This window comes from Bacillus altaicus, from assembly GCF_042136375.2.
Classification (GTDB): Bacteria; Bacillota; Bacilli; order Bacillales; family Bacillaceae_G; genus Bacillus_A; species Bacillus_A cereus_U.
This window is the reverse complement of the sequence record NZ_CM143394.1, coordinates 503,774-526,321: the sequence shown is the minus strand read 5'-3', so window position 1 is coordinate 526,321 and position 22,548 is coordinate 503,774. Positions and strand designations below refer to the sequence as shown.

Sequence of the window (22,548 nt, the reverse complement as noted above, 5' to 3'; positions counted from 1 at the left end):
TGTATTCTAATATCGTTATCTTATGTGAAAAAATCACAATTAGTATTATACGGCCTAGCTCTAAAAATTCCAATAGGTGTACTAAAGAAAAGACACCCCTTTTTTGGAGTGTCACTCTTCTCTTTCATACTCTTCTTCTAACAACTGATGGTGGGGGACTTCTTTCTTACCGGCAATATAATAATATAAAGCGAATAAAACAAACAATAAAATGATAGCAATCGACAGAACAGATAAAAATGACACAGTATCCCCTCCCTTTTGTAATATATATTCGAGAATCTCGTCATTTTTCCTTGTTATTGCAACTTTTTTCTCGAAATTGATTATTTTTATATGAAAATAAAGTGAAACTTTAATCAGAGGGGGTTTTGTTCATCCCCCACTGATTATTAGTTGAACCAATCGGGCGTTTACGGGCAGTTGATCTCCCACCTAACTTCTTTGCTCCAGCTGAATTTTGAGGTGGGAGTCTTACTGCCCGTTAATGCGGGATAAAAAAATCAGCTCTCCTAATGAGAACTGATTTTTTCACTTTATTATTCTTGAGAAGAAGAACCGTTAGATGATTCTGTAGAACCATTCGTTGATTTTTCTTCTTTTTGAGATTTCTCATCTTGTTTGCCGTTCGTCTCTTTATCACTAGTCGAACCACTTGTTGATTTTTCTTCTTTTTGAGATTTCTCATCTTGTTTGCGGTTCGTCTCTTTATCACTAGTCGAACCGCTTGTTGATTTCTCTTCTTTTTGAGACTTATCTTCTGTTTTATTTTCTGGTTTCGTGCTTGTTGACTTTTCTTCTTTTTGAGATTTGTCATCAGCTTTTTTACCAGAAGCATTTGTCGCCTTTGCAGCACCTGCATCAGCTTTAATTTCTGCTACTGATTTATTTAAATAACGCTCAGGGTTCACAGCCACATTGTCTTTACGTACTTCAAAGTGAACGTAAGAACCTGCATCTTTATTCATTGCATTTAGACCTGATTTTCCTAACACTTCACCTTGCGCAACTCTTGCACCTTTTTCTACTTTCACACTGCCTAAGCTTTGATAAGATGCTGCTACACCATTTCCACTATCTACTGTTACAACATAACCAAGAAGTGAATCTTTTTCAGCTTTCGTTACTGTACCACTTAAAGCGGCTGTAACATCAAATTCTTTTCCGTTTTTCGCAGCAATGTCAATTCCTTTATTTGGGGAATATGTGTTGTTATAAAAGACAAGTGCTTTTTCTTGTTCCGCCTCTGATGCTGCATCTTCATAGAATTTCTTCTGTACTACTACTTCTGCATTTACTGCAGCTGGCATTTTCACTACTTCTGAAGATTTTGTTACCGGTACTGCTGGATTTTCCGTTTGTGTATACGGTGTTGCTTGATCTTGGTTCGGAGCTTTCTTTGGATTAGCTCCCTGGAACCATAGCGCAACCATTAAGATTACCGCCGCACAAGCAATGTATAGTGCCGGAAACACCCATCTTTTTTGAAATAAATGTACTACCTTTTGTGACTTTTTACTATTTCTTCCTCGCATTCCATCATCACCTCAGCAATCATTTTGAACAATATTCACTCATCCTATACAACCTATAACTAATTACTTTTCGACAAAATCTGTAAAAATATGTATAATAATTGCAGAATTTCCGAGGAAATGATGAAAAAAGAAAAAACTGAGCACTTTTGGCTCAGTTTTTAGTCCATTTGTTTCTTTCTATACACGAAGAGTGTAATAACAAGTACTGCAACTAACCAAATTGTTATATTCAATAAATTACTAGTAATTGCACTAAAACCTTCTCCTTTTATTACACTACTAACTGCAAGGCCGATATGACGAGTTGGTAAATAATCGACTATTTTTGTAACCGTTTCATTCTTCACATACATCTCAATTAAATCACCGAAAAGAAATGTCATTAATATCGGTAATCCGATTGTTGATGTTTGTGGTACATTTTGAGCTAATAATCCAATACAAGTACCAATGAGGTTAAATAGTAGCATTCCAAGAACAAAGATAAGTAATAATAGTGCAATATTCCCTTCTAATTTACCTAAAATAAGTAGATTAATAAAACAAATCGCAACTGTAATCATACCCGTTAATGAACTTTTACCAATTAATACTTCAATAGATGATGCTGGTGATAGCATAAGAACACGAAGCGTATTTTTTTCCTTTTCTTCAGCGATGAGCATCGCCTGTACAAAGCCTCCAACCATAACTAAAGCCATCGCAGTTAACGTGCTTGCCCCAACTTCTCTCATATTATCTGAGCGACTAAATAATAGCGAAAAGACAAGCGGCATTACCATCATAATTAAAGTTTGTGAATTCGTTTTAAAATCCTGTACCTCTTTCCGAAAAATAGCTGAAAATCGTCTCATTGAAAATGTCATTATAATCCCCTCCCAGTAACTTCAATAAAGATATCGCCTAACGTTGGCTCGTGTGAATGAATCGATAGTAATTCGCCTTTTTTCATCCATTCTGAAATGCGTTTTGCCCCTAATTCGTCTTTTTGTACTGTTTCTTTTTTCTTATCTTTTAATACGACTTGTATTTGATCTTTCGCGTATTGCAGACGAAGGTTTTCTGGTGTATCAAGTGCTACTATTTCTCCGCTACATAGAAAGGCAATCCGGTTACAAAGCGTCTCTGCTTCATCCATATTGTGCGTCGTTAAGAAGATCGTAGTTCCTTCTTTATTTAAGTCTTTTAAGATTTTATGAATGTTTTGTACGTTTACTGGATCAAGTGCAGATGTTGGTTCGTCTAAGAAGAGGATATCTGGTTTATGAAGAATTGCTCTTGCTAATGTTACGCGCTGCTTCATTCCTTTTGATAATTTTTTCACTTGTGTTTTTTTATCATCCAATAAGTTCACTTGTGCTAGTACTTCATCGATTCTTTCTTTTTTACAATCGTATAAGTCACAAAATAGTAGTAAGTTATCATAGATGCTAAGTCGTTCGTATAAGCCGCTGTTGTCTGTTAAAATACCAATTCGTTTGTAATCGATGCTACTTGGTCCTGTAATATCTTTACCTAATACTCTTACTGTTCCAACACTATGAAGCAATTGAGAAGTTAAAATCTTTACTGTTGTTGTTTTACCAGATCCGCTCGGTCCGAGGAATCCAAAAATTTCTCCTTGCTTCACCTCAATATTTACATTTCGGAGTGCCGTTTTTCCATCGAAACTTTTCATTACATCTTTCATTTCAATTGCCAATGTCATTTCGTTATCCCCTTTGTTTTTCTTTTTATAGATGAAATTCGCTTTCGCAAGTTTCGATTTGTTTGTTTCACTTTTCTTGACTCAATCATATGAAAAACAAAGGGATTACGCAGTAAAATACCGGTAAAAGGAGTATTTTTACCGGTGAATGAATCCTATTTTGAGCTTATTGGAGCGTTTTTCATAGCCCAATTACACCTTTTAATTCATCCATTCGTCCTTTCGAAAGCGGAATGGAGCTTTTCCGTTCATCATCCAAAATTAAACTAAAACTATTTCGTGTCCAAGTAATGACTTCTCGTACTCTTTGTAAATTAACGAGGTACGAGCGATGACATCTGAAGAATCCGAATCCTGTTAATCTCGCTTCTAATTCACTTAATGTTAATGCGCATACGAAATCGCCTTCCCTAACATGAATATGTGTCACTCCATTTTGCGTTTCAATGAAATGAATCTCCATCGGATCAAGTAAAATGATTTTATCATTCACTTTCGCTGGTATTCTTTCTAACTTCATTTGCGGAATTATTTGAACTACTTTTTCTCGATCGATCTCTTCAGCTTCTTCTTGCTCAATTTCCACCTTTTTCACACCGTCTTGGTTTAATATATATACATCTTCTGTTAGCGAGAGCGCATCTGATAAGAAGGAGGACGTAATAAAGATCGCCTTTCCTTGTTCTTTCATTTTCATAATTGCTTTTCGAATTATAATCGTACTCTCTGTATCTATATTTTGCTCCGGCTCTTCCAAAATAACTAAATCTGGATTATGAATCATAACACGCCCCATATGAAGACGGCGTTTCTCTGAAAATGACAATTTTTCTATTTTAACGTTTAACTTATCTAGAAGTCCGACGTATTGGACCACTTCTTCTACACTCATATTTGATTCATACAGCCCTAATAAGAACTTGAAGTATTCTTTTACCTTCAAACGGTCGTATGCCTCATCTTTCAGAAAACAAAAGCCAATACGTGAATACATCTTCTTTCCAATCTGTTCTCCTTCAAATAACACACTTCCCGAAGATGCTTCTTCTTCTCCGATAATAATACGGTGCAAAACTTTAGCTGTATGATTATTGCACTGCAAAACAACACATTGTCCTTTTCCAACCTCCAGCTCAATTGCTGGTAACTGGTTTGTCTTCCCTAACTGTCTCAACTCCAGTAACGCCATTCTGTCTCCCCCAAATGTTTTTTAGTTCATTATACCAAACAAATAATGGGAAATTATGATATTTTAAACAGAACAAAAAGGAGCTAGTTTAAATTAGCTCCTTTTTTACTATGTCGAAAAATCACTATACGTCCAATCCTACAGCCTATTTTTTCACCATCAATTTCCCTTCATACTCATTCATCGTCTTTATTTCAACGCCTTTATAGTAATGAGCGACTATATCTGTATATTTCTTACCTTCCCCTGCCATACCATTCGCACCGTACTGGCTCATACCAACGCCGTGGCCGAAACCTTTCGTCGTAACAGTGATGGTATCTCCTTCTTGTTTCCACGTAAAGTCTGAGGAGCGTAAATCTAACTTTTCACGAACTTGTTTTCCTGTTAATGTTTTTCCTTGAAACGCTACATCCTTTACTCGCTTTCCTTCCGTAAGGTCTTTAATATTACCGACCTTTCCGTCCGCAAGTATTTTCACACCGAGACGTTTTTGAAAATCAGCTACTGTGAATGTTTGCTCACTCGTAAATTTTGGAGAGGCTTGATCCCACGGACTATCTACACTCTTTAAGTACGGATAATCATTTCCCCAATAATCAGCTGCATTTTCTGTTCGGCCGTTACTCGTTGAGAAGAAGGATGCTGAAATTGGTTTTCCATCATACGTTAAAACTTGTCCTGCGGTTTTCGAAACGGCTTCCTCAATTTTCTTTAAATTACTTTCGTAGTTATTACCCCATTGTTTCTTCAATTCCTCTTTGCTTTTGTACACTTGATCTTTCACAGTATCTGTCACGTCCGCATTGTTGTTCTTACCACCGCTTAGCATACGCTGCACTACAAATGTTCTTGCTGCTAATGCCTGCGCCTTTAGCGCCTCTATTTCAAAGCTGGCATTCATCTCAGAAGCTACTACACCGGCCACATACTCCTCCATAGGTAATGTTTCTACCTTCTTCTGCTGATCACGGTATACAGCAACTTGAACCGCTGTATCCACCTTCCCTGGAGCTGGTATACTTTCTATCGCTGGAGGAGTTTTAGAAGCTGCTTCTTCCCCTACTTTTGCTTTCGCAAACGGAATAACAAGAGCAGCAGGTACAATGATAACGAGCGCTATTAGGAGCGCTACTGTAATGAAAAGTGGCTTTGAAAATTTCATCCTATTCCCCCAATATAAAGTTGGATTCCTTTCATTCTTATGGAACTACGGGATTTTTTAGAACATACTTGGGGGTATCGATATAGAGTGAAACTTTAATGAGGTGGGGGTCTTATTGAACGCAAATAACGGAATAAAAATAAAATTTTCTAAATATTTTCACTGAGACGTGCATAAGTATAGAATTTATTGACTATAACAGTAATAACCCAAAAAAAAATAGCCTCTACGTCAAAAGACATAGAGACTATTTTAATTAAGCGTGAAGATCAGAAACTTCTTGTTCTTTCACTTCTTCTACTTTTTCGTTTACACGTTCAATAGTTGCACCTAATGCAGCTAATTTCTTATGGAAATCTACATAACCACGGTCAAGATGTTTTAACTCTGTTACACGAGTATAACCTTCTGATACTAAACCAGCTAAGATTAATGCTGCTGCAGCACGTAAATCAGTTGCGCCTACTTCAGCACCTTGTAAGCTACTTGGACCGTTCATAATTACAGAACGACCTTCGATTTTAATATCAGCATTCATACGACGGAATTCTTCAACGTGCATAAAGCGGTTTTCGAATACCGTTTCTGTAATCATACTTGTTCCATCAGCATGTAGTAATAATGCCATCATTTGTGATTGCATGTCTGTTGGGAAACCTGGATGAGGCATAGTTTTAATATCAACCGCTTTTAACTTATCTGGGCCGATAACACGTACACCTTCATTTTCCTCAATAATTTTAACACCCATTTCTTCCATTTTCGCTGTAATTGAGCGTAAATGTTCAGGCACAGCATTTTCAATTAAGATGTCTCCACCTGTAATTGCCGCTGCAACCATGAATGTTCCTGCTTCAATACGGTCAGGAATAATAGGGTGGTTTGCACCATATAATTTCTCAACGCCTTCAATACGAATCGTTCCAGTTCCAGCTCCGCGTACTTTCGCTCCCATTGCATTTAAGAAGTTAGCTAAGTCAACGATTTCTGGCTCTTTCGCTGCGTTTTCAAGGACTGTTGTCCCTTTTGCTAATGTAGCTGCAGACATAATGTTTTCTGTTGCGCCTACGCTTGGGAAGTCTAAATAAATTTTAGCTCCTTTTAGTTCTCCCTCTACGTGTGCCTCAACAAATCCGTTACCAACTTTTACTTTCGCTCCCATTGCTTCGAAGCCTTTTAAATGTTGGTCAATTGGACGTGAACCAATTGCACATCCACCAGGAAGTGCAATACGAGCACGACCGTTACGTGCTAATAATGGTCCCATTACTTGAACAGATGCACGCATCTTACGTACATACTCAAATGGTGCTTCAATGTTTAATTCTTTAGAAGAATCGATTGTTACTTGGTTATTTTCAAATACGACTTCAGCATTTAAATGACGTAATACCTCGTTAATTGTGTATACATCAGATAATACTGGTACTTCAGATAGTACATTCTTTCCGTCACTCGCTAATAGGGCTGCAGCGATTATAGGTAATACAGCATTTTTTGCGCCCTCAACACGCACTGTGCCGCTTAACCGCTTTCCGCCACGGACGATGATCTTTTCCAAATTATTCCCCTCCGTGTCCTTTTTTCAGTATCTATTCACTCAATACTCAGAAGTTATGATCGGTGTGCCAACCACAATTGTATCTTTGTTGTTTGTAGAACGTATTGCTATTTGCACATTTATTTTCTCTCTATTTGTTGAAAGAGCGTCATTCCACTTTTTATTATATGCGGAGACTGATACAAATGCTCTTTCTTCTATCTGCTCGATCGCTCTTGCTGAAAGATCTTTCAAAACCTGATTGGTTTTATTTTGCAAAACACCTTCAATCTTATCATTCAGTACACCTTGAACACAAGTGTAAATTATAGGTTTTTCACTAAAAATTTTATCCATGTTCTGAACGTACTTCGGGTCCCATTTCGCCCCGCTCACTTCAAAAATAATAAAAGTGTTTTCTTTAGTATTTTCCTTACTCCAAGTTACTACTATTCGTTCTTCATGTGAAGAAGATTTTTTATAGGATGTAGCCTTATATCCATCTGGAGATTGTTCTAATTCCCAACTTTCGATGTTTGCCTCTTCCTTCACATCGTTTAACAGTTTTTGAAACGTATGTATATTAGAAATTGTTTTCGTTTCTCGCGCTAACCATGACCACCGCTCTACTTTTGCATCGTTCTTCTCTAAAGCTGCAATCATGCTCTCCATTTTCTGTTCATCGCTTATAGGTTTCATCTCTCTATATCCAACCAAAAATAAAACAACACTTACGATAACGATAAGAATGGCTTTAAACTTCAATTTCATCCCCTCCTATCCCCATTGTTAACGGAGATATGAGGTTCTATACACTTACTTTACTAAATACGTTAAACTCTTTGAATAGCCTAAATAATCAAGAAAAAAGTTACTTACAGATGTCCCAATTGTAATTGTAATTAGGATGAGTAATACTCTCGTCTGCATCACTTTCCCAGATTTCATTAAGCGCTCAATGTGAATACCTTGTAAGGCCCACCACGTAATGGTAATAAATAATAAATGTGAAACAATGGCAATCAGTGCTTGTTGCCCTAAAAGATGTGCCAAAAAATCGACCCCTTTTTTTGCTTGGCTACTACTTACGCAAAACGTAAAAAACGATACCATAAATAAGTAGGAGCCACACTTTTTCACACGCAAATAAGCATCTTACATTTTACATCGTAATTTTCTGTTAAAAAACATATACCTATAGGTGTTTTCATTTGCTGTTACTCCAAAATAAAAAGCGTAGAGTACGGACTCTACACCTTTTATTTTTACTATTGTACCACGTTCCCTAAGAAGAAGAAATCTTTCATTAATGGAAAATATTCATAGAAGAAATTGTAACCAATCATCGGCATAATCCCCAGTATTACAATCGAAATTGCGCAAAGACTCATGACAATCTTTATATTTAACGGTAACCGAAGCTTTTCTTCTGTCTCTCCCGTGCGGAAAAACATTTGCTGTAATATCCGGAAGTAATATATGAATGAAATAACTGTTGTTCCCATCATAATAGAAACTAATACGTAATGAGCAGGTTCAACATGAAGTGCCCCTAAAAAGATGTTAATTTTCCCGATGAAACCTGCTGTCCCCGGTATTCCAGCTAACGATAAAATAAAGATCGTCATCACTATAGCTGTAAAGGGGGATCGCTTATATAACCCTGTAAAAATCGTCATATTTTCCTTATCATTTTGTAAGATTAATCCGTGGATGATTGCAAATGCTCCTATATTCATAAGCATATATGCAAGCATATAAAACCACATACTATCCATCGTAAACTGTGATAGCGCTACAAGGGGGACTAGCAAATACCCAGCATGCGCGATACCTGAATAGGCAAATAGACGTTTTACGTTGTATTGCTTTAATGCTACTACATTCCCAACAATCATCGTAATACTCGCTAGTACAGCAATGTATATACTCATACGCCCGTATAAAGATTGTGCGTCTCCTTGGATCGCCACACCTGCAAAAACCATGAGGAACAGGCGAGTAATGAGTAAAAACCCGGCAATTTTAGAAATTGTTCCAAGAAAGGCAGTGACAGGTGTAGCGGCTCCCTCATATACATCTGGTGCCCACATATGAAACGGCACTGTTGCAATTTTGAACGAGAGCCCAACGAGCAGTAGTAGAAATGCGAGAGCTAACAATAATTGAATGCCACCAGCCAACTCTTGCGTAAATACCTTTTGCATTTCCACTATGTTGGTCGACCCTGTAATACCGTATAAATAACTCATTCCAAAGAGTGTAATTGCTGTTCCAATTCCTCCGTTAATGACGTATTTCATCGCTGCCTCATTTGATGCGCGGTTTCTCTTTCGGATTCCTACTAGAATATACGAAGAAAGCGAAAGTAGTTCTAAACCAACGAACAATGTAATGAAATCAACACTTGAAGCCATGAACATCGCTCCAAGAAGCGCCATTAAAATTAAATAATAATATTCTCCCTTATCTTGAATAGGCTCCTTCTCATCATCGCTCATTGCCATACATAAAATGAGAGCTGCTCCGCCTAATAACAACGTTTTAAATCCTTTTGAAAATCCATCTAACACAAACGACCCATTTAAAATATCTCCTGCCGGTTCGCTGTATAGCGAAATTAATGACACTATCGCTAACAAGACAGCGGCAATTGCACCAATCGCTACGTACCTATGGTTCAGCTTAAAAAATAAATCACATATGGAAAGAAGGATGGCAGCCCCGAGAATAATGAATTCTGGTACCATAAGATGCCATGATAAGCTAAGTAATGTGTTCATATCCATCCTACTTCACCCCCAATGTTTTCAATGTAGTTTGAAGTGGATCCCCTAGTAGTTCTGGCATTACGCCAATTGCAATAATACAAACGATAAGCACTATAATAGGAACGTATTCCCATCCGTGTATATCAGATTTCACTTCCCATTCTTTCTTACCAAATGTCACTTGAAGTGTCGCTCTTAATACGTATACAGCGGTTAAAATAATTCCGAGTACACCGGCGGCGGCAATGACTGGTTTCCCTTGGAATAAACCGAGAAAGGCAAGGAATTCGCTAACAAATCCAGACATCCCTGGCATTCCAAGCGATGCCATACCGCCCGCTAGGAAGAAACCGCTAAGCACCGGAACACTTTTTGCAAGTCCACCAAGTGCTGTAATATCCGAAGTCCCGAAACGCTCTTCAATAATGCCAAGCAAGAAGAAGAGTAAGGCCGCAATTAAACCGTGAGACACAACTTGGAACAGCGCCCCTTGTGTACCTGGTGCATTTAACGCCGCAAGACCCATTAATACAATGCCCATATGCGAAATACTAGAGTAAGCAAGTACCTTTCTAAAGTCCGTTTGGATGAGTGCTAGAAAGGCCCCATACAATAAATTAATTACCCCTAAAATCGCGATTAGCGTTGCAAAATCACGAAAATATTCTGGGAATAATCCTTTCCCGAAGCGAACAATACCGTATGCGCCAATCTTCAGCAAAACCCCCGCATGAAGCATAACTACAGCAGGATGCGCTTCTATGTGTACATTGACCATCCAGCGATGCAAAGGGAAAACAGGGAGTTTAATCGCAAAAGCAATCATTATGGCAAGAAACAAGCCGAACTGTAAGCCACTTGAGACGGCCATTCCTCCCCCAGCACCTACACTCGTTAATATTTCTTTAAGCTCCGTAATATTTGTCGTACCTGTTTTCGCAAATAAAACCGAGAAAACGATAAGTAAAATAGCTGATCCAATACCGTTATATATTAAATAACTATATGCAGCCTTTTCACTCGACAATTTCCCCCACTTGCCAATTAATAAAAACATTGGCGGCAACGTAATTTCAAAGAAGATGAAGAACAGTATTAAATTTTGAGCAGCGAAGACACCGAGCATGCCTATTTCTAACATGAGTAACAGCATGTAGAATGCTTTCAAATTTCTTTTAATAGAAAATGCCACAATGGCTGCAAGCATCGCTAGAAGGGCTGTGAGCACCATCATTACAAGCGATAAACCATCAATACCAAGCTCGTAATAAATTGAAAACCACCTTTTGTCCACTGCTGTGAAATCCCCAAATTTAATCCATTTCACTTTTTCATCAAATATCGATAAACTCTTTCCTGAAGCGTATGTACAAGCGAGGACGATAGCAATTCCAAATGGAAGCGCCGTTCCGAATAAACCAAGCGCCTGTACTGTACGCGATTCTCGTTTCGGCGTTAATAAAAGCAAGAGAATTCCTAAAAGTGGGGAAAAAATGAAGAACGTTAATAGCAATCCATTCACCGTAAATCCCCTCCCGTATATAACAAAATAATTAGGAGCACTGCGAGCGAAACTGCTGTTACAGTTCCATACACTTGTACATTCCCGTTTTGAAGCCGTGATCCTAGGCCACTCATAACTTTAACGAATCCAGTAATTAAAACTGCGATTCCTTCTACAACGTATACTTCAAATAAGCGAAGCACATGAGCGATTCCTTTCGTAATAGGAAGCACCGTCACATTGTATAGTTCATCCACATAATATTTTTTTTTCAAAAGGTTATAAAGAGGCGTCCCTTCTCCGCCGGCCCAATCTCTAGAGATAGATTTCTTACCATACATGAAATATGCGAGAGCAATTCCAGCGAATGAAACGAGCGTCGCAACAACCATAATCCAAACAGGTCCATGCACTTCCTTCACCTGGAATCCTATATCTTTCGTCAGCCAATCCCCAAGAAACGTCCCGAACCACGGTGTATTTATATAGCCTGCCACTACCGCAAGAACACCAAGGACAATCATCGGATACGTCATGGTGCGAGGCGATTCATACACCTCTTCCTTCGTCTTCGTTTCCCCTGTAAAGACAAGAAAGTATAAACGGAACATATAAAATGCTGTTAGAAATGCCGCAATTACTGCTAAAACGAATAGAAAGTAATTGCCATTCATCCAAGCCGCCGCTAAAATTTCATCTTTACTAAAAAATCCGGAAAGAAGAGGAACACCACTAATTGCAAGTGTGCCTATTAAAAATAGTGCACCGGTTACTTTCATCTTTTTCTGTAAACCGCCCATTTTATTAATGTTTTGCGTATGGACTGCATGAATTACACTTCCTGCTGCTAGGAACAGTAATGCTTTAAAAAAGGCGTGTGTCGTTAAGTGAAAGATACCAGCTACATAACCAGCAGAGCCTAGCGCAAGCATCATATACCCGAGCTGACTAACTGTAGAGTAAGCAAGAACCCTCTTAATATCAGTTTGCACTAGACCAATAGAGGCCGCAAAGATTGCGGTGAAAGCCCCAACGATTGCCACAGTTTGCATCGCTACCGCACTTGCTGAAAATAGCGGGAACATCGTCGCTACTAAATATACGCCGGCTGCAACCATCGTTGCCGCATGAATAAGCGCCGAAACAGGCGTCGGTCCTTCCATTGCATCTGGCAACCATGTATGAAGCGGGAACTGACCCGATTTCCCCATCGCACCGATAAAAATTAATATCGCCGTTATTGTAATCATAGAAGGAGAGAGGTCGCCCGTATGAATCGCTTTAAAAATCGCGTCATATTCAAAACTACCTGCGTGCCAAAAAATTAAAATCATCCCAATAAATAGCCCAACATCCCCAATGCGTGTCATAATAAAAGCCTTTTTCGCAGCAGCTTTCGCTTCTTCTTTAAAGAAATAAAAACCGATAAGTAAAAACGAACCAAGGCCGACTAACTCCCAAAATATATAAAGCTGTAATAAATTCGTCGATATAACTAGCCCAAGCATCGCAAATGTAAAGAGCCCTAAATATGCATAAAAAGTTGGTAATCTGGCGTCACCTTTCATATAACCTTTTGAGTACACATGTACAAGAAAACTCACAAGCGTAACGATAAACAACATTAAAGCTCCTAATGCGGTAACTTCAAAACCAAATGATATATCTATATCTCCTACCCTAAGCCATACCCACTTATGCTTCACTGCCTCGGATGAAAACCGTTCTATTAGTACCACTACCGCGGATATAAAGGAGAGAAAGGTAAAGAAAATACCTAGTACACTACTTCCCTCTCTAATTTTCTTCCCGAACACAATAAGTAACAAAAACGAAACAAGCGGGAAAAGCGGTATGAGCCATGCATAATCGATCATTGTTTCCTTCCCCCTTTTCGGTCACAATGCTATCCTTTGAGCGTATCCATCTCATCTACATGAACTGTCGGGCGATTACGGTACAAAGCAATCAAAATTGCAAGACCTACCGCTGCCTCCGCCGCCGCTACAGACATCGTAAACAGCGAAAAGATTTGTCCTGTTAAATTCGGAAACAAGCCTAATTTACTAAACGCTACTAAATTTAAATTGGCCGCATTTAGCATCAATTCGATACAAACTAATACAATTACTGTATTTCGCTTTGTTAAAGCTCCAAATAAGCCGATGCAAAACAAAATAATCGCAAGTGTTAAATACGCAGAAGCCGGAACGCTACTCATGGGAATCCTCCTCTCCCTCATCCTTCTTCGCAAGGATAATCGCTCCTACAAGTGCTACAAGTAAAAGAACTGAGGTTAACTCAAATGGAATAATATATTTTGAATAGAGAAGTGTACCGATTTGAAGTGTGTTGTTTTCATGGAGAGGTAAACTTCCTTGTGTGCTTTGATTTGAAAAATCGATACTATTAACAGCGAAATACATAACTGCTCCAAATGCTACAACCGCAAAGAAGATAATCCATTTTCGAAGAGTAAGGGGCGATTCATTTTCCGCGTTATGTTTCGTTAACATAATGCCAAAAATCATAATAATAGTGATCGCACCAGAGTAAAGTAAAATTTGTGCAACTCCGATAAATTCGGCTGATAAGAGAAAGTACAAACCCGCAATGCTAAGGAACGTAAGCACAAGGGCCAGCATCATATGCATTACTTTCGTTAAATTCAGCATAAGAACGCCGCCTATAATCGCAGACAAGGATAATATAAAGAAAGCTACAAACTCGCCATTCATGCTTTATTCTCCTTCCTGACGTTCTCGTCGTTCTCGTCAAGCCACTGCAAATTTTTAAATAAATCATCACGTGAATACTCTGCGAGTTCAAAGTTATTTGTCATTACAATCGCCTCTGTCGGGCAAACTTCTGTACATAAATCGCAAAGAATACAAATTTCAAAATTAATATCATACGTGTCGATAATTTTCCCTTTTTTCGTAGGATCAGGATGTTTTTTTCCTGTTAATTGAATGCAATCTGTCGGACAAATGTTGGAACACTGATTACAAACAATACATTTCTCTGGATAAAACTTTTGAATACCTCGAAAGCGGTCTGGTAATGGCAACGGTTGATTTGGATAATCATACGTCACCTTTTTCTTACTCAAATTACTAAGCGTATATTTTAACCCTTTAAATAGTCCTTTCATCTCTTGCTGGCACCCCCTTCATAGATTAGAAGAATAGCTCCTTAATCAATGCCGTTAAGAAAATATTTGCAAGTGCGATTGGTAATAATACTTTCCATCCAAACTCCATTAACTGGTCACCTCTTATACGCGGGAACGTAACGCGGAACCAAATCAATAGAAAGACCACACTGCTAAATTTCAAAGCAAACCATACGGCTCCTGGAATAAATCCAAGGAACATAACTGGATTCCATCCGCCTAAAAAGAGTACTGTAATTAAAGATGCCATTCCGAAGAAATATACATACTCTGAAAGCATGAAAAACGCCCAGCGAAACCCTGAGTATTCCGTATGGTATCCTGAAACAAGTTCTGACTCCGCTTCTGGTAAATCAAACGGCGTCCTATTTAACTCTGCAACTGCCGCGATTAAGAAAATGACGAAACCGATTGGCTGTGCGAAAATGTACCATACCTTCTCCTGTGCCGCTACAATTTCATTCAAGTTAAGACTACCAGCTAACAAAACGACACCAATTACACTCATCACAAGTGGAATCTCATAAGAAATCATTTGTGCCGCCGCACGCATCCCTCCTAAAAGGGAATACTTATTATTTGATGCCCATCCCCCAGTTACAACTCCGATCGTCGTAATCCCAGAAACAGCAATGTAATACAGTAACCCTACGCCAATATCCGCAAACTGAAATTTATCGGTAAACGGGATAACCGCAAGTACCATAAATGCTGGTGCGAATGCAATAACAGGTGCTAATATAAACAACGGTTTATCAGCAGCTTTCGGAATGCTATCTTCTTTTAATAATAGTTTCAAAACATCAGCTACCGTTTGGAGTAAACCGAACCGGCCCCCAACTTGGTTTGGCCCAATCCGTCCTTGCATAAATCCCATCACTTTCCGTTCTGCCAAAATACCGTATGTAACGAAGCCAAGGACTGCAAATAATAGAAGCACCGCTAACCCGAAAAAAATGAAGAAATTCGTCCAGCTTGAAGGTGATTGTAAGAGCGTCTCAATCATTAGCCGTCAACCTCCCCAAGTACAATATCAACCCCACCTAAAATCGTAATTAAATTGGCGATATTTTCACCTTTCAATAATTTCGGTAAGATTTGCAAATTATAAAAAGACGGTCTACGAAATTTCAAGCGGTACGGCTCTTTCTTTCCATCACTAGCAATATAACAACCAATCTCTCCCCGCGGTGACTCTATCCGGACGAACGCTTCTCCCTTAGGTGCTTTAATAATTTTCGGGACTTTCGCCAGCACAGCGCCGTCTTTCGGGAACTGCTCGGCTGCTTGCTCAATAATTTTCAATGACTCCTCAATTTCCTCCATCCGGCAAACGTAACGATCCCAAGCATCTCCCGTGCTCCCAACAGGAACATCAAAGTCAAAACGATCATAAATAGAATACGGCTCATCTTTACGAAGATCCCAGTTTACCCCCGTGCACCGTAAATTCGCTCCGCTTAAAGAATATGAAATTGCCTCTTCGGCGTTATATACGCCAACACCTTTCACACGATTTAAGAAAATTTCATTTCCGCTAACGAGGTCGTGGTAACCTGCCAATTGCTCTCTCATATACGGAACGAACTCTTTCACCTTTTCAATCCAGCCGTCTGGCGCATCCCACTTCACGCCGCCGACTCTCATATAGTTGAAAGTAAGCCTTGCACCGCACAATTCACTTAATAAATTTATAATCATCTCTCGTTCACGAAAGGCGTATAGAAACGGGCTAACCGCTCCTATATCAAGCAAGTTCGTTCCCCACCAGACGAGATGACTCGCAACTCTCCCAAGTTCCATCGCAAGCACCCGTAAATATTCAGCACGCTCCGGAATCTCAAGATCCATCATCGTCTCTACAGCATGGCAAAGGACGTAATTATTCGTCATCGCTGATAAATAGTCCATTCGATCTGTATACGGGATAATTTGCGTATATTGCAAGCTCTCAGCGATCTTTTCTGTTCCGCGATGCAAATATCCAATAACCGGTGTGGCCTCTTTAATAATTTCCCCGTCAATCTTAATTACAAGCCGAAACACACCATGTGTACTCGGATGCTGTGGCCCTACATTTAAGAGCATCTCTTCCGTACGGATCACAAGCTACACCTCCACATCATACGGTTCATAATCTTTCCTAAGCGGATAACCTACCCAATCATCTGGCATTAAAATACGAGTTAAGTTAGGATGACCTTCAAATATAATACCGAGCAAATCATACGCTTCACGCTCCGGCCAATCTGCCCCTTTCCAAAGCGGTGTCACCGATTCTACTTGCGGCGCTTCCCTATCCAGCTTTACCTTCACTGCTACTGACTGTTTCTTTCCATATGAAAATAAATGAACATACACTTCCATATGTGTCACAAAATCCGTCGCATGTAGCTCTGACATATAATCAAAAGCAAGTCCCTCATGGGATCGTAGCAATTCCATCACTTCGTAATATTTTGAAGGCTCCACCACAAGCGTTGGAACATCTTTTGAAAGCTTATTAATATAGGAATCTACTAATGCATATTCCCCTATCTTCTCCTTAACAATCTCCACATAGCGATTTAAATATGGTTGGTTAACTGATGGTTCTTCCTGCTGCGGTTCATCTTCTATCTTATTTACAGCTCCCTTTGCCCTTGCCGCTGCTGCGGCTTTCGCTTTTGCGGCTGCAATTGCCTTTGCTTTCTCATCTCCAGAATCCACATCACCTTGCAAGGATTTCACTTTCGCCAATGCTGCCGCTTTTGCTTTTGCAACTGCTACAGCCTTTGCCTTCGCTTTCGCTTTTTCTTCGCCCGTTACTTCTTCGTTTCCTTCTCGCTTCTGCTTCGCTAATGCCGCTACTTTTGCTTTTGCGGCTGCTGCGGCTTTCGCCTTCGCTTTGACTTTTTCTTCGTCCGTTACTTCTTCGTTTCCTTCTCGCTTCTGCTTCGCTAATACCGCTGCTTTTGCTTTTGCGGCTGCTGCGGCCTTCGCCTTCGCTTTGACTTTTTCTTCGTCCGTTACTTCTTCGTTTCCTTCTTGCTTCTGCTTCGCTAATACCGCTGCTTTTGCTTTTGCGGCTGCTGCGGCTTTCGCCTTCGCTTTGACTTTTTCTTCGTCCGTTACTTCTTCTGATCCTTCTCGTTTTTGCTTCGCTAGTACTGCGGCTTTTGCTTTTGCAGCTGCGGCGGCTTTCACCTTCGCTTCTTCTACATTAATCCCCTTATCTTTTGGTAGCGCTTTCTCTTTTTCTCGATGTTCTTCAAGTTTAGACATTTCCGCCTCATGTTTCGCAGCAAGACGTTTTCGCGCTTCCTCTTTCGCATGACGGGCTGCTTCTCTTTTCATGCTTTCTAAGTCTTTATTTGGATCACTCATTTATTCGTCACCTGCTTCCCGGTCCTCGCCTCGTAACGAATTTTTTCTTTTAATTTATTAATTCCATAAATTAAAGCAGCAGGATTTGGAGGGCATCCAGGAATATACACATCAACTGGTACAATTTGATCTACACCTTTCACAACAGCATACGAATTCACATACGGACCACCGGCTGTTGCACAAGATCCCATCGCAATTACCCACTTTGGTTCAGGCATTTGATCATATAAGCGCCGAACAATAGGCGCCATTTTCTTCGTTACCGTTCCTGACACAATCATGACATCCGATTGTCTTGGTGAAGTCCGAAAAAATGACCCAAATCGATCTAAATCGTAATGTGATGAGCCTACTCCCATCATTTCAATCGCACAGCATGCCAGTCCAAATGTCATCGGCCATAAAGAGTTGCTCCGCGCCCATCCCTTCAACTGTTCCAATGTAGAAAAAAAGATATTTCTTTCTAATTCCGCTCGATCCTGTGGGTGTAATTCCTCAAAATTTATAACCATTGTAACACCTTCTTTTTCCAAGCATACGCTAATCCAACTAGCAACATCACAACAAAAATGAGCATTTCAATCAGTGCAAATAAACCCAGCTTGTCATACGCAACAGCCCATGGGTATAAAAATAAAGTTTCTACATCAAAGATGACGAACAATAAAGCGAAAATATAATAACGAGCATGAAACCGAATATTTGCATCATGAAAAGGCTCAATTCCACTCTCATACGTCGTCGCTTTCGCTGCACTCGGTTTATTTGGACGCAGCATTTTTCCTAATGTAAGAGCCACTACCGGCAGCAATATACCTAATAGCAAGAAAATCAAAACGATCATATAACTATTTTCATATACACTTGCCATTGTGAAACCCTCCCCCCTGAATTAAGAACAAGTTCACATAGTAAACAATATGTCTTACTTGCATTATTTATTATTTTTAAATTTTTCTAAATAATGCAACTATTTAGTCCATTATAGCAAACTTCAAATTCCTATGTCGATATATTGGGAACAGAAACAACAATTAATACTTACTGAGCAAATCTATTTTTACAACTCATTATAAATGTGTAAAATAAATATAGAAATTCTATATGTTTTCAAACAATCATAAAAAACATAAACTACAAAAAGGTGGTTCTTATGTATATACAGTGGGTGATATAAATGAAAAAACAAACACATGTAAGTATTCTAATAAGCATTGCATTGTTGTATATAACTATTCATTACGTATCAATGCCTTTTTTATATGAATACGCACTTCCATTTCAAATATTAACTGGAATAAGTACCATATTAATTGATATTACAATTTGCAGTTATATATTTTACTTTTCCAATATGAAACAAGGGTTAGCTCGTTTATTTTGGATGATATTAACTATCGGATCTTTCTCTTATTTCATCGGCGATATAATAGTTGCTTATCAACGCTTAATTTTGCATGACTACTATACATTCGTTGATCCATCAGACTTTTTTTACTTATTATTTTTAATTAGCTTTGCATTTGCCTTTCTATATGAAGTTATTTATGGCCGAGACTTATTGGAGCAGCTTTTTACGATATGTGATATTTGTATTATTGTTACAGCTCAATTTACTTTAAGCTACTATTTGCTTATTGAAAGAACCATTCATATTTTTACAACATCATATATCGACATGTTTGTTCAACTCACGTATCCAATGGCTGATTTACTCTTTCTTTTAATAGGAATCAATCTCTTATTCAGGCCATTATTCTTACTACCAAAACAAGTTGGCGCTCTTCTTGGCAGCTCTTTAATTTTGTATGCTACTACGGATGCTATTTATGCTTATATCAAATACTTCCAGCCCGAGCACTCTATGTTCACAGTTGCTCCATTATATCAAGTAGCCCTAGTATTAGTAGCAATCGCTTGTATACTTCACACACAAGAGCCTGAAAAACAAGAACAAGTATTACTAACACCTCAAGTGGGTGAATCAATCCGATTATCATTACCGTATATTTCTGTAGTGATGCTTATTGTTTTTCTATTGGTCGAAAATATTTTTGCACCTAGCGTAGTAATTGGACTTATAGTAACTTTCGCCTTCGTTCTCATACGCCATATGTTAGTTCGAAGACAAAATAAAATATTATTGCTCGTACAAATGCAATTCAACTTGGAACTCGAGAAACAAATCGAACTACGTACAGAAGATTTAGTAGAACAAAAAAATGAGTTATATCATAACCAACAAATGTTTAAATCTTTATATGAGCATCATCCAGATCCAATTTTCACATTAGATTTGTACGGTAATTTCCTCAATGTGAACAACGCTGGAACTACTTTACTCGGTTATCAAACGAATGAATTATTAAACCAACCATACTATTCACTTATGTATAAAGAAGATTTGGAAGAAATCATTAATGCCTTTCGTCACGTTAAAAAAGGGAAATCTATTTCTTTAGAAATACGGGCATATCATAAAAATAGAGATATTTACTACTTGCATGTTACAGCTGTTCCCATCTTTTTAAAGGAACATATTTCTGGGGCCTATTTAATGATTAAAGATATTACAGAAAGCAAACATCAACAAGAACAAATTAATTTCCTAGCATATCACGATACTTTAACGGAACTTGCAAATCGCCGTTCATTTCATCAGCAGTTAGAAGAAGCAATTGCACGAGCAAAAATATCGAAAAGACCTTTTGCTGTTATGTTTCTAGACCTAGATCGCTTTAAAGTTATTAATGATACACTCGGTCACCGGGTAGGAGATCTCTTATTAATTGCAGTAGCAAAAAGGCTCGAACGAATATCAACACAGAATATGAAACTTGCTCGACTAGCTGGGGATGAGTTCACAATCCTTATCGAAAATTATCAAAAGAGGACAGATGTAAAAAGGATAGCTGATATGATTGTAGTAGCCATGAACGAACCATTCGAAATCGAAAATCAACATTTACGAATCTCACCGAGTATCGGGATTGCCATATACCCTGAAGCAGGAGAAGACCCACTATCTATTTTACAACATGCCGATATGGCCATGTACGAGGCAAAAAATAAAGGAAAAAATCGTAGCTCTCTTTACACGAAAGAACTATACAAGAAAATGGAACGTAAAGCTCGAATCGAAAAAGATTTGCCACTCGCTTTAGTAAACAACGAATTTTATCTCGTCTATCAACCACAAATTGATACGACAACAAATAAAATTATCGGTGCTGAAGCATTAATACGTTGGAAACATCCACTATTAGGTGACATTTCACCATGTGAGTTCATTCCAATTGTGGAAGAGACTCCGCAGGTCATCCCACTTGGACATTGGGTGCTACAAGAATCTTGTCGTCAACTCAAAATATGGCAAAGTTTTGGATACACAAACTTAAAAATGAGTGTCAATTTATCAGCGAAAGAATTTCAACAAAATCAATTCATCGAAAATATTTCACGAATACTAAAGGACGTAAAGATTGACCCGAAAGATGTAACACTTGAACTAACAGAACGAATTGCGATGATTGATGAAAAGGAAACATTATCGAGACTAAAGCAATTAAAAGAATATGGTATTCAAACGTCCCTTGATGACTTCGGTACCGGCTACTCTTCTCTTGCTTATTTATCAATTTTCCCTATCGATACATTAAAGGTACCAAAAGAATTTACACAACTAGCCGATCATCGACCTGAAGAGAGAGCCATCGTTTCCACTATCCTTTCTCTTGCAAATACTTTAAATCTCTCTGTCGTTGCTGAAGGAATTGAAACAGAAAAACAGCTTAAGTTTCTGCAAAAAAACAACTGTAAATACATGCAAGGTTACTATTTCAGTAAACCTCTAACAAGTAAACAGTTTATAAAATTTCTACAAAAAACACCCAGTATGAACCAATAGTTCACACTGGGTGTTTTTTTAAAGTGTTGGAATTTTTTTTTCGTAATATTCTTCTGCAATCTCTTCGTAAAACGCTGCTGTCGTTGTATAAAAATACGGAATCAACCATAAAAACCCAATCCCTAATGTAATACAACTTAATATAAACCAACCAATAAAACTTAAACATAAAATGAAATACTCCATCTTATGTCCAGCCATCATACGACGACTTTCTGTAATAGCTTGATTTATTGAATACTCAGGATGATCATTTATAATAAAGTACGTCATCGCATAAGAAAATGATTTAATAATGCCTGGAATAATAAATAGTAAGCACCATAAGAAAATATAAATGTTTACTACTATATATAGTAAAAATGACTTTATAAACTTACTTCCTTCTGTAAACCATCTGAATATATGCCCAATACGCGCTTCTTTTTCACGAATTATGTGTAGTGCTAAACAATAACCCCCTAGCGTTAAAGGCCCCACCAATAATATTGTAATAACCTCTATTGAAAGTGAGCTATTCACTTCTTTCCACTCCCAAACCTGAGAGAGAATGAACTGAATACTAAAACTAAAAACTGAAGTAAGAATCGAAATAAGTAATGTTGCCCCAACAGCTAAGCCCCATTTTCCTTCTAGTGAATCTAGCGCTTCTCCTTTTAAATCACTAATCATAATTAGCCTC

22 protein-coding genes are annotated in these 22,548 nt (G+C 38.4%); 1 reads left to right on the top strand and 21 read right to left on the bottom strand.

The features are described 5' to 3' along the window. Positions 1-111: 111 nt before the first annotated feature. From ACE38F_RS02685 to nuoA, 20 genes are all read right to left on the bottom strand, one after another. Positions 112-246 (bottom strand): hypothetical protein, encoded by a 135-nt coding sequence (locus ACE38F_RS02685; protein ID WP_002016211.1) that lies wholly within the window; start codon positions 244-246, stop codon positions 112-114. A gap of 293 nt (positions 247-539) precedes the next feature. After that, on the bottom strand, positions 540-1,535 hold the full coding sequence (locus tag ACE38F_RS02680; RefSeq protein WP_375371182.1) for a peptidoglycan DD-metalloendopeptidase family protein: 996 nt from the start codon (positions 1,533-1,535) through the stop codon (positions 540-542). A gap of 161 nt (positions 1,536-1,696) precedes the next feature. Continuing rightward, positions 1,697-2,404, bottom strand: coding sequence for an ABC transporter permease (locus tag ACE38F_RS02675; protein ID WP_341308152.1), 708 nt, complete (start codon positions 2,402-2,404; stop codon positions 1,697-1,699). Beyond that, the gene (locus ACE38F_RS02670; RefSeq protein ID WP_341308153.1) at positions 2,404-3,246 is read right to left on the bottom strand and encodes an ABC transporter ATP-binding protein; all 843 of its coding nucleotides are present in this window, start codon (positions 3,244-3,246) and stop codon (positions 2,404-2,406) included. Before ACE38F_RS02670 ends, ACE38F_RS02675 begins: the two co-directional genes overlap by 1 nt. A 181-nt stretch (positions 3,247-3,427) precedes the next feature. Then, the gene (locus tag ACE38F_RS02665; protein ID WP_375371183.1) at positions 3,428-4,435 is read right to left on the bottom strand and encodes a LytTR family transcriptional regulator DNA-binding domain-containing protein; all 1,008 of its coding nucleotides are present in this window, start codon (positions 4,433-4,435) and stop codon (positions 3,428-3,430) included. Between the two features lie 145 nt (positions 4,436-4,580). Further along, positions 4,581-5,600 carry a stage II sporulation protein D gene (spoIID, locus tag ACE38F_RS02660; protein WP_375371184.1) on the bottom strand — a complete coding sequence of 340 codons (1,020 nt, stop codon included), beginning with the start codon at positions 5,598-5,600 and terminating at the stop codon, positions 4,581-4,583. A 256-nt stretch (positions 5,601-5,856) separates the two neighbouring features. Continuing rightward, entirely contained in the window at positions 5,857-7,161 is a 1,305-nt protein-coding gene (gene murA, locus ACE38F_RS02655) for a UDP-N-acetylglucosamine 1-carboxyvinyltransferase (protein WP_002068497.1), read from the bottom strand. 39 nt (positions 7,162-7,200) lie between these two features. Next, positions 7,201-7,905: a YwmB family TATA-box binding protein gene (locus ACE38F_RS02650; protein ID WP_215551360.1), complete on the bottom strand. Its 705-nt coding sequence runs from the start codon at positions 7,903-7,905 to the stop codon at positions 7,201-7,203. A 51-nt stretch (positions 7,906-7,956) separates the two neighbouring features. Further along, positions 7,957-8,193 carry a DUF1146 family protein gene (locus tag ACE38F_RS02645; RefSeq protein ID WP_002113021.1) on the bottom strand — a complete coding sequence of 79 codons (237 nt, stop codon included), beginning with the start codon at positions 8,191-8,193 and terminating at the stop codon, positions 7,957-7,959. A gap of 215 nt (positions 8,194-8,408) precedes the next feature. Beyond that, a complete protein-coding gene (nuoN, locus tag ACE38F_RS02640; RefSeq protein WP_375371202.1) occupies positions 8,409-9,923 on the bottom strand; it encodes an NADH-quinone oxidoreductase subunit NuoN in 1,515 nt (504 codons plus the stop codon). A gap of 7 nt (positions 9,924-9,930) precedes the next feature. Then, positions 9,931-11,433 carry an NADH-quinone oxidoreductase subunit M gene (locus tag ACE38F_RS02635; RefSeq protein ID WP_375371185.1) on the bottom strand — a complete coding sequence of 501 codons (1,503 nt, stop codon included), beginning with the start codon at positions 11,431-11,433 and terminating at the stop codon, positions 9,931-9,933. Then, on the bottom strand, positions 11,430-13,292 hold the full coding sequence (gene nuoL / locus ACE38F_RS02630) for an NADH-quinone oxidoreductase subunit L (protein ID WP_375371186.1): 1,863 nt from the start codon (positions 13,290-13,292) through the stop codon (positions 11,430-11,432). Before nuoL ends, ACE38F_RS02635 begins: the two co-directional genes overlap by 4 nt. 29 nt (positions 13,293-13,321) lie before the next feature. After that, entirely contained in the window at positions 13,322-13,636 is a 315-nt protein-coding gene (nuoK, locus tag ACE38F_RS02625) for an NADH-quinone oxidoreductase subunit NuoK (RefSeq protein ID WP_000100081.1), read from the bottom strand. Further along, entirely contained in the window at positions 13,629-14,153 is a 525-nt protein-coding gene (locus ACE38F_RS02620) for an NADH-quinone oxidoreductase subunit J (RefSeq protein WP_375371187.1), read from the bottom strand. Before ACE38F_RS02620 ends, nuoK begins: the two co-directional genes overlap by 8 nt. Next, on the bottom strand, positions 14,150-14,569 hold the full coding sequence (nuoI, locus tag ACE38F_RS02615) for an NADH-quinone oxidoreductase subunit NuoI (protein WP_000677191.1): 420 nt from the start codon (positions 14,567-14,569) through the stop codon (positions 14,150-14,152). Before nuoI ends, ACE38F_RS02620 begins: the two co-directional genes overlap by 4 nt. 25 nt (positions 14,570-14,594) lie before the next feature. Further along, positions 14,595-15,596 (bottom strand): NADH-quinone oxidoreductase subunit NuoH, encoded by a 1,002-nt coding sequence (gene nuoH / locus ACE38F_RS02610; protein WP_002144750.1) that lies wholly within the window; start codon positions 15,594-15,596, stop codon positions 14,595-14,597. Continuing rightward, positions 15,596-16,696: an NADH-quinone oxidoreductase subunit NuoD gene (gene nuoD, locus ACE38F_RS02605; RefSeq protein ID WP_078179514.1), complete on the bottom strand. Its 1,101-nt coding sequence runs from the start codon at positions 16,694-16,696 to the stop codon at positions 15,596-15,598. The genes nuoH and nuoD overlap by 1 nt, the downstream gene beginning before the upstream one ends. A gap of 3 nt (positions 16,697-16,699) precedes the next feature. After that, complete coding sequence (locus ACE38F_RS02600; protein WP_375371188.1) at positions 16,700-17,956, bottom strand: NADH-quinone oxidoreductase subunit C; 1,257 nt, start codon at positions 17,954-17,956, stop codon at positions 16,700-16,702. After that, a complete protein-coding gene (nuoB, locus tag ACE38F_RS02595) occupies positions 17,953-18,471 on the bottom strand; it encodes an NADH-quinone oxidoreductase subunit NuoB (protein ID WP_088079753.1) in 519 nt (172 codons plus the stop codon). The genes ACE38F_RS02600 and nuoB overlap by 4 nt, the downstream gene beginning before the upstream one ends. Further along, positions 18,462-18,830 (bottom strand): NADH-quinone oxidoreductase subunit NuoA, encoded by a 369-nt coding sequence (nuoA, locus tag ACE38F_RS02590; protein ID WP_000179270.1) that lies wholly within the window; start codon positions 18,828-18,830, stop codon positions 18,462-18,464. The genes nuoB and nuoA overlap by 10 nt, the downstream gene beginning before the upstream one ends. Positions 18,831-19,136: 306 nt before the next feature. Here nuoA and ACE38F_RS02585 point away from each other — a divergent pair, with 306 nt between their 5' ends. Continuing rightward, complete coding sequence (locus tag ACE38F_RS02585) at positions 19,137-21,866, top strand: putative bifunctional diguanylate cyclase/phosphodiesterase (protein WP_375371189.1); 2,730 nt, start codon at positions 19,137-19,139, stop codon at positions 21,864-21,866. Positions 21,867-21,884: 18 nt separating this feature from the next. Here the strand turns inward: ACE38F_RS02585 and ACE38F_RS02580 are convergent, their stop codons facing one another. Further along, complete coding sequence (locus ACE38F_RS02580) at positions 21,885-22,538, bottom strand: DUF975 family protein (RefSeq protein WP_341308160.1); 654 nt, start codon at positions 22,536-22,538, stop codon at positions 21,885-21,887. Between the last annotated feature and the right edge of the window lie 10 nt (positions 22,539-22,548).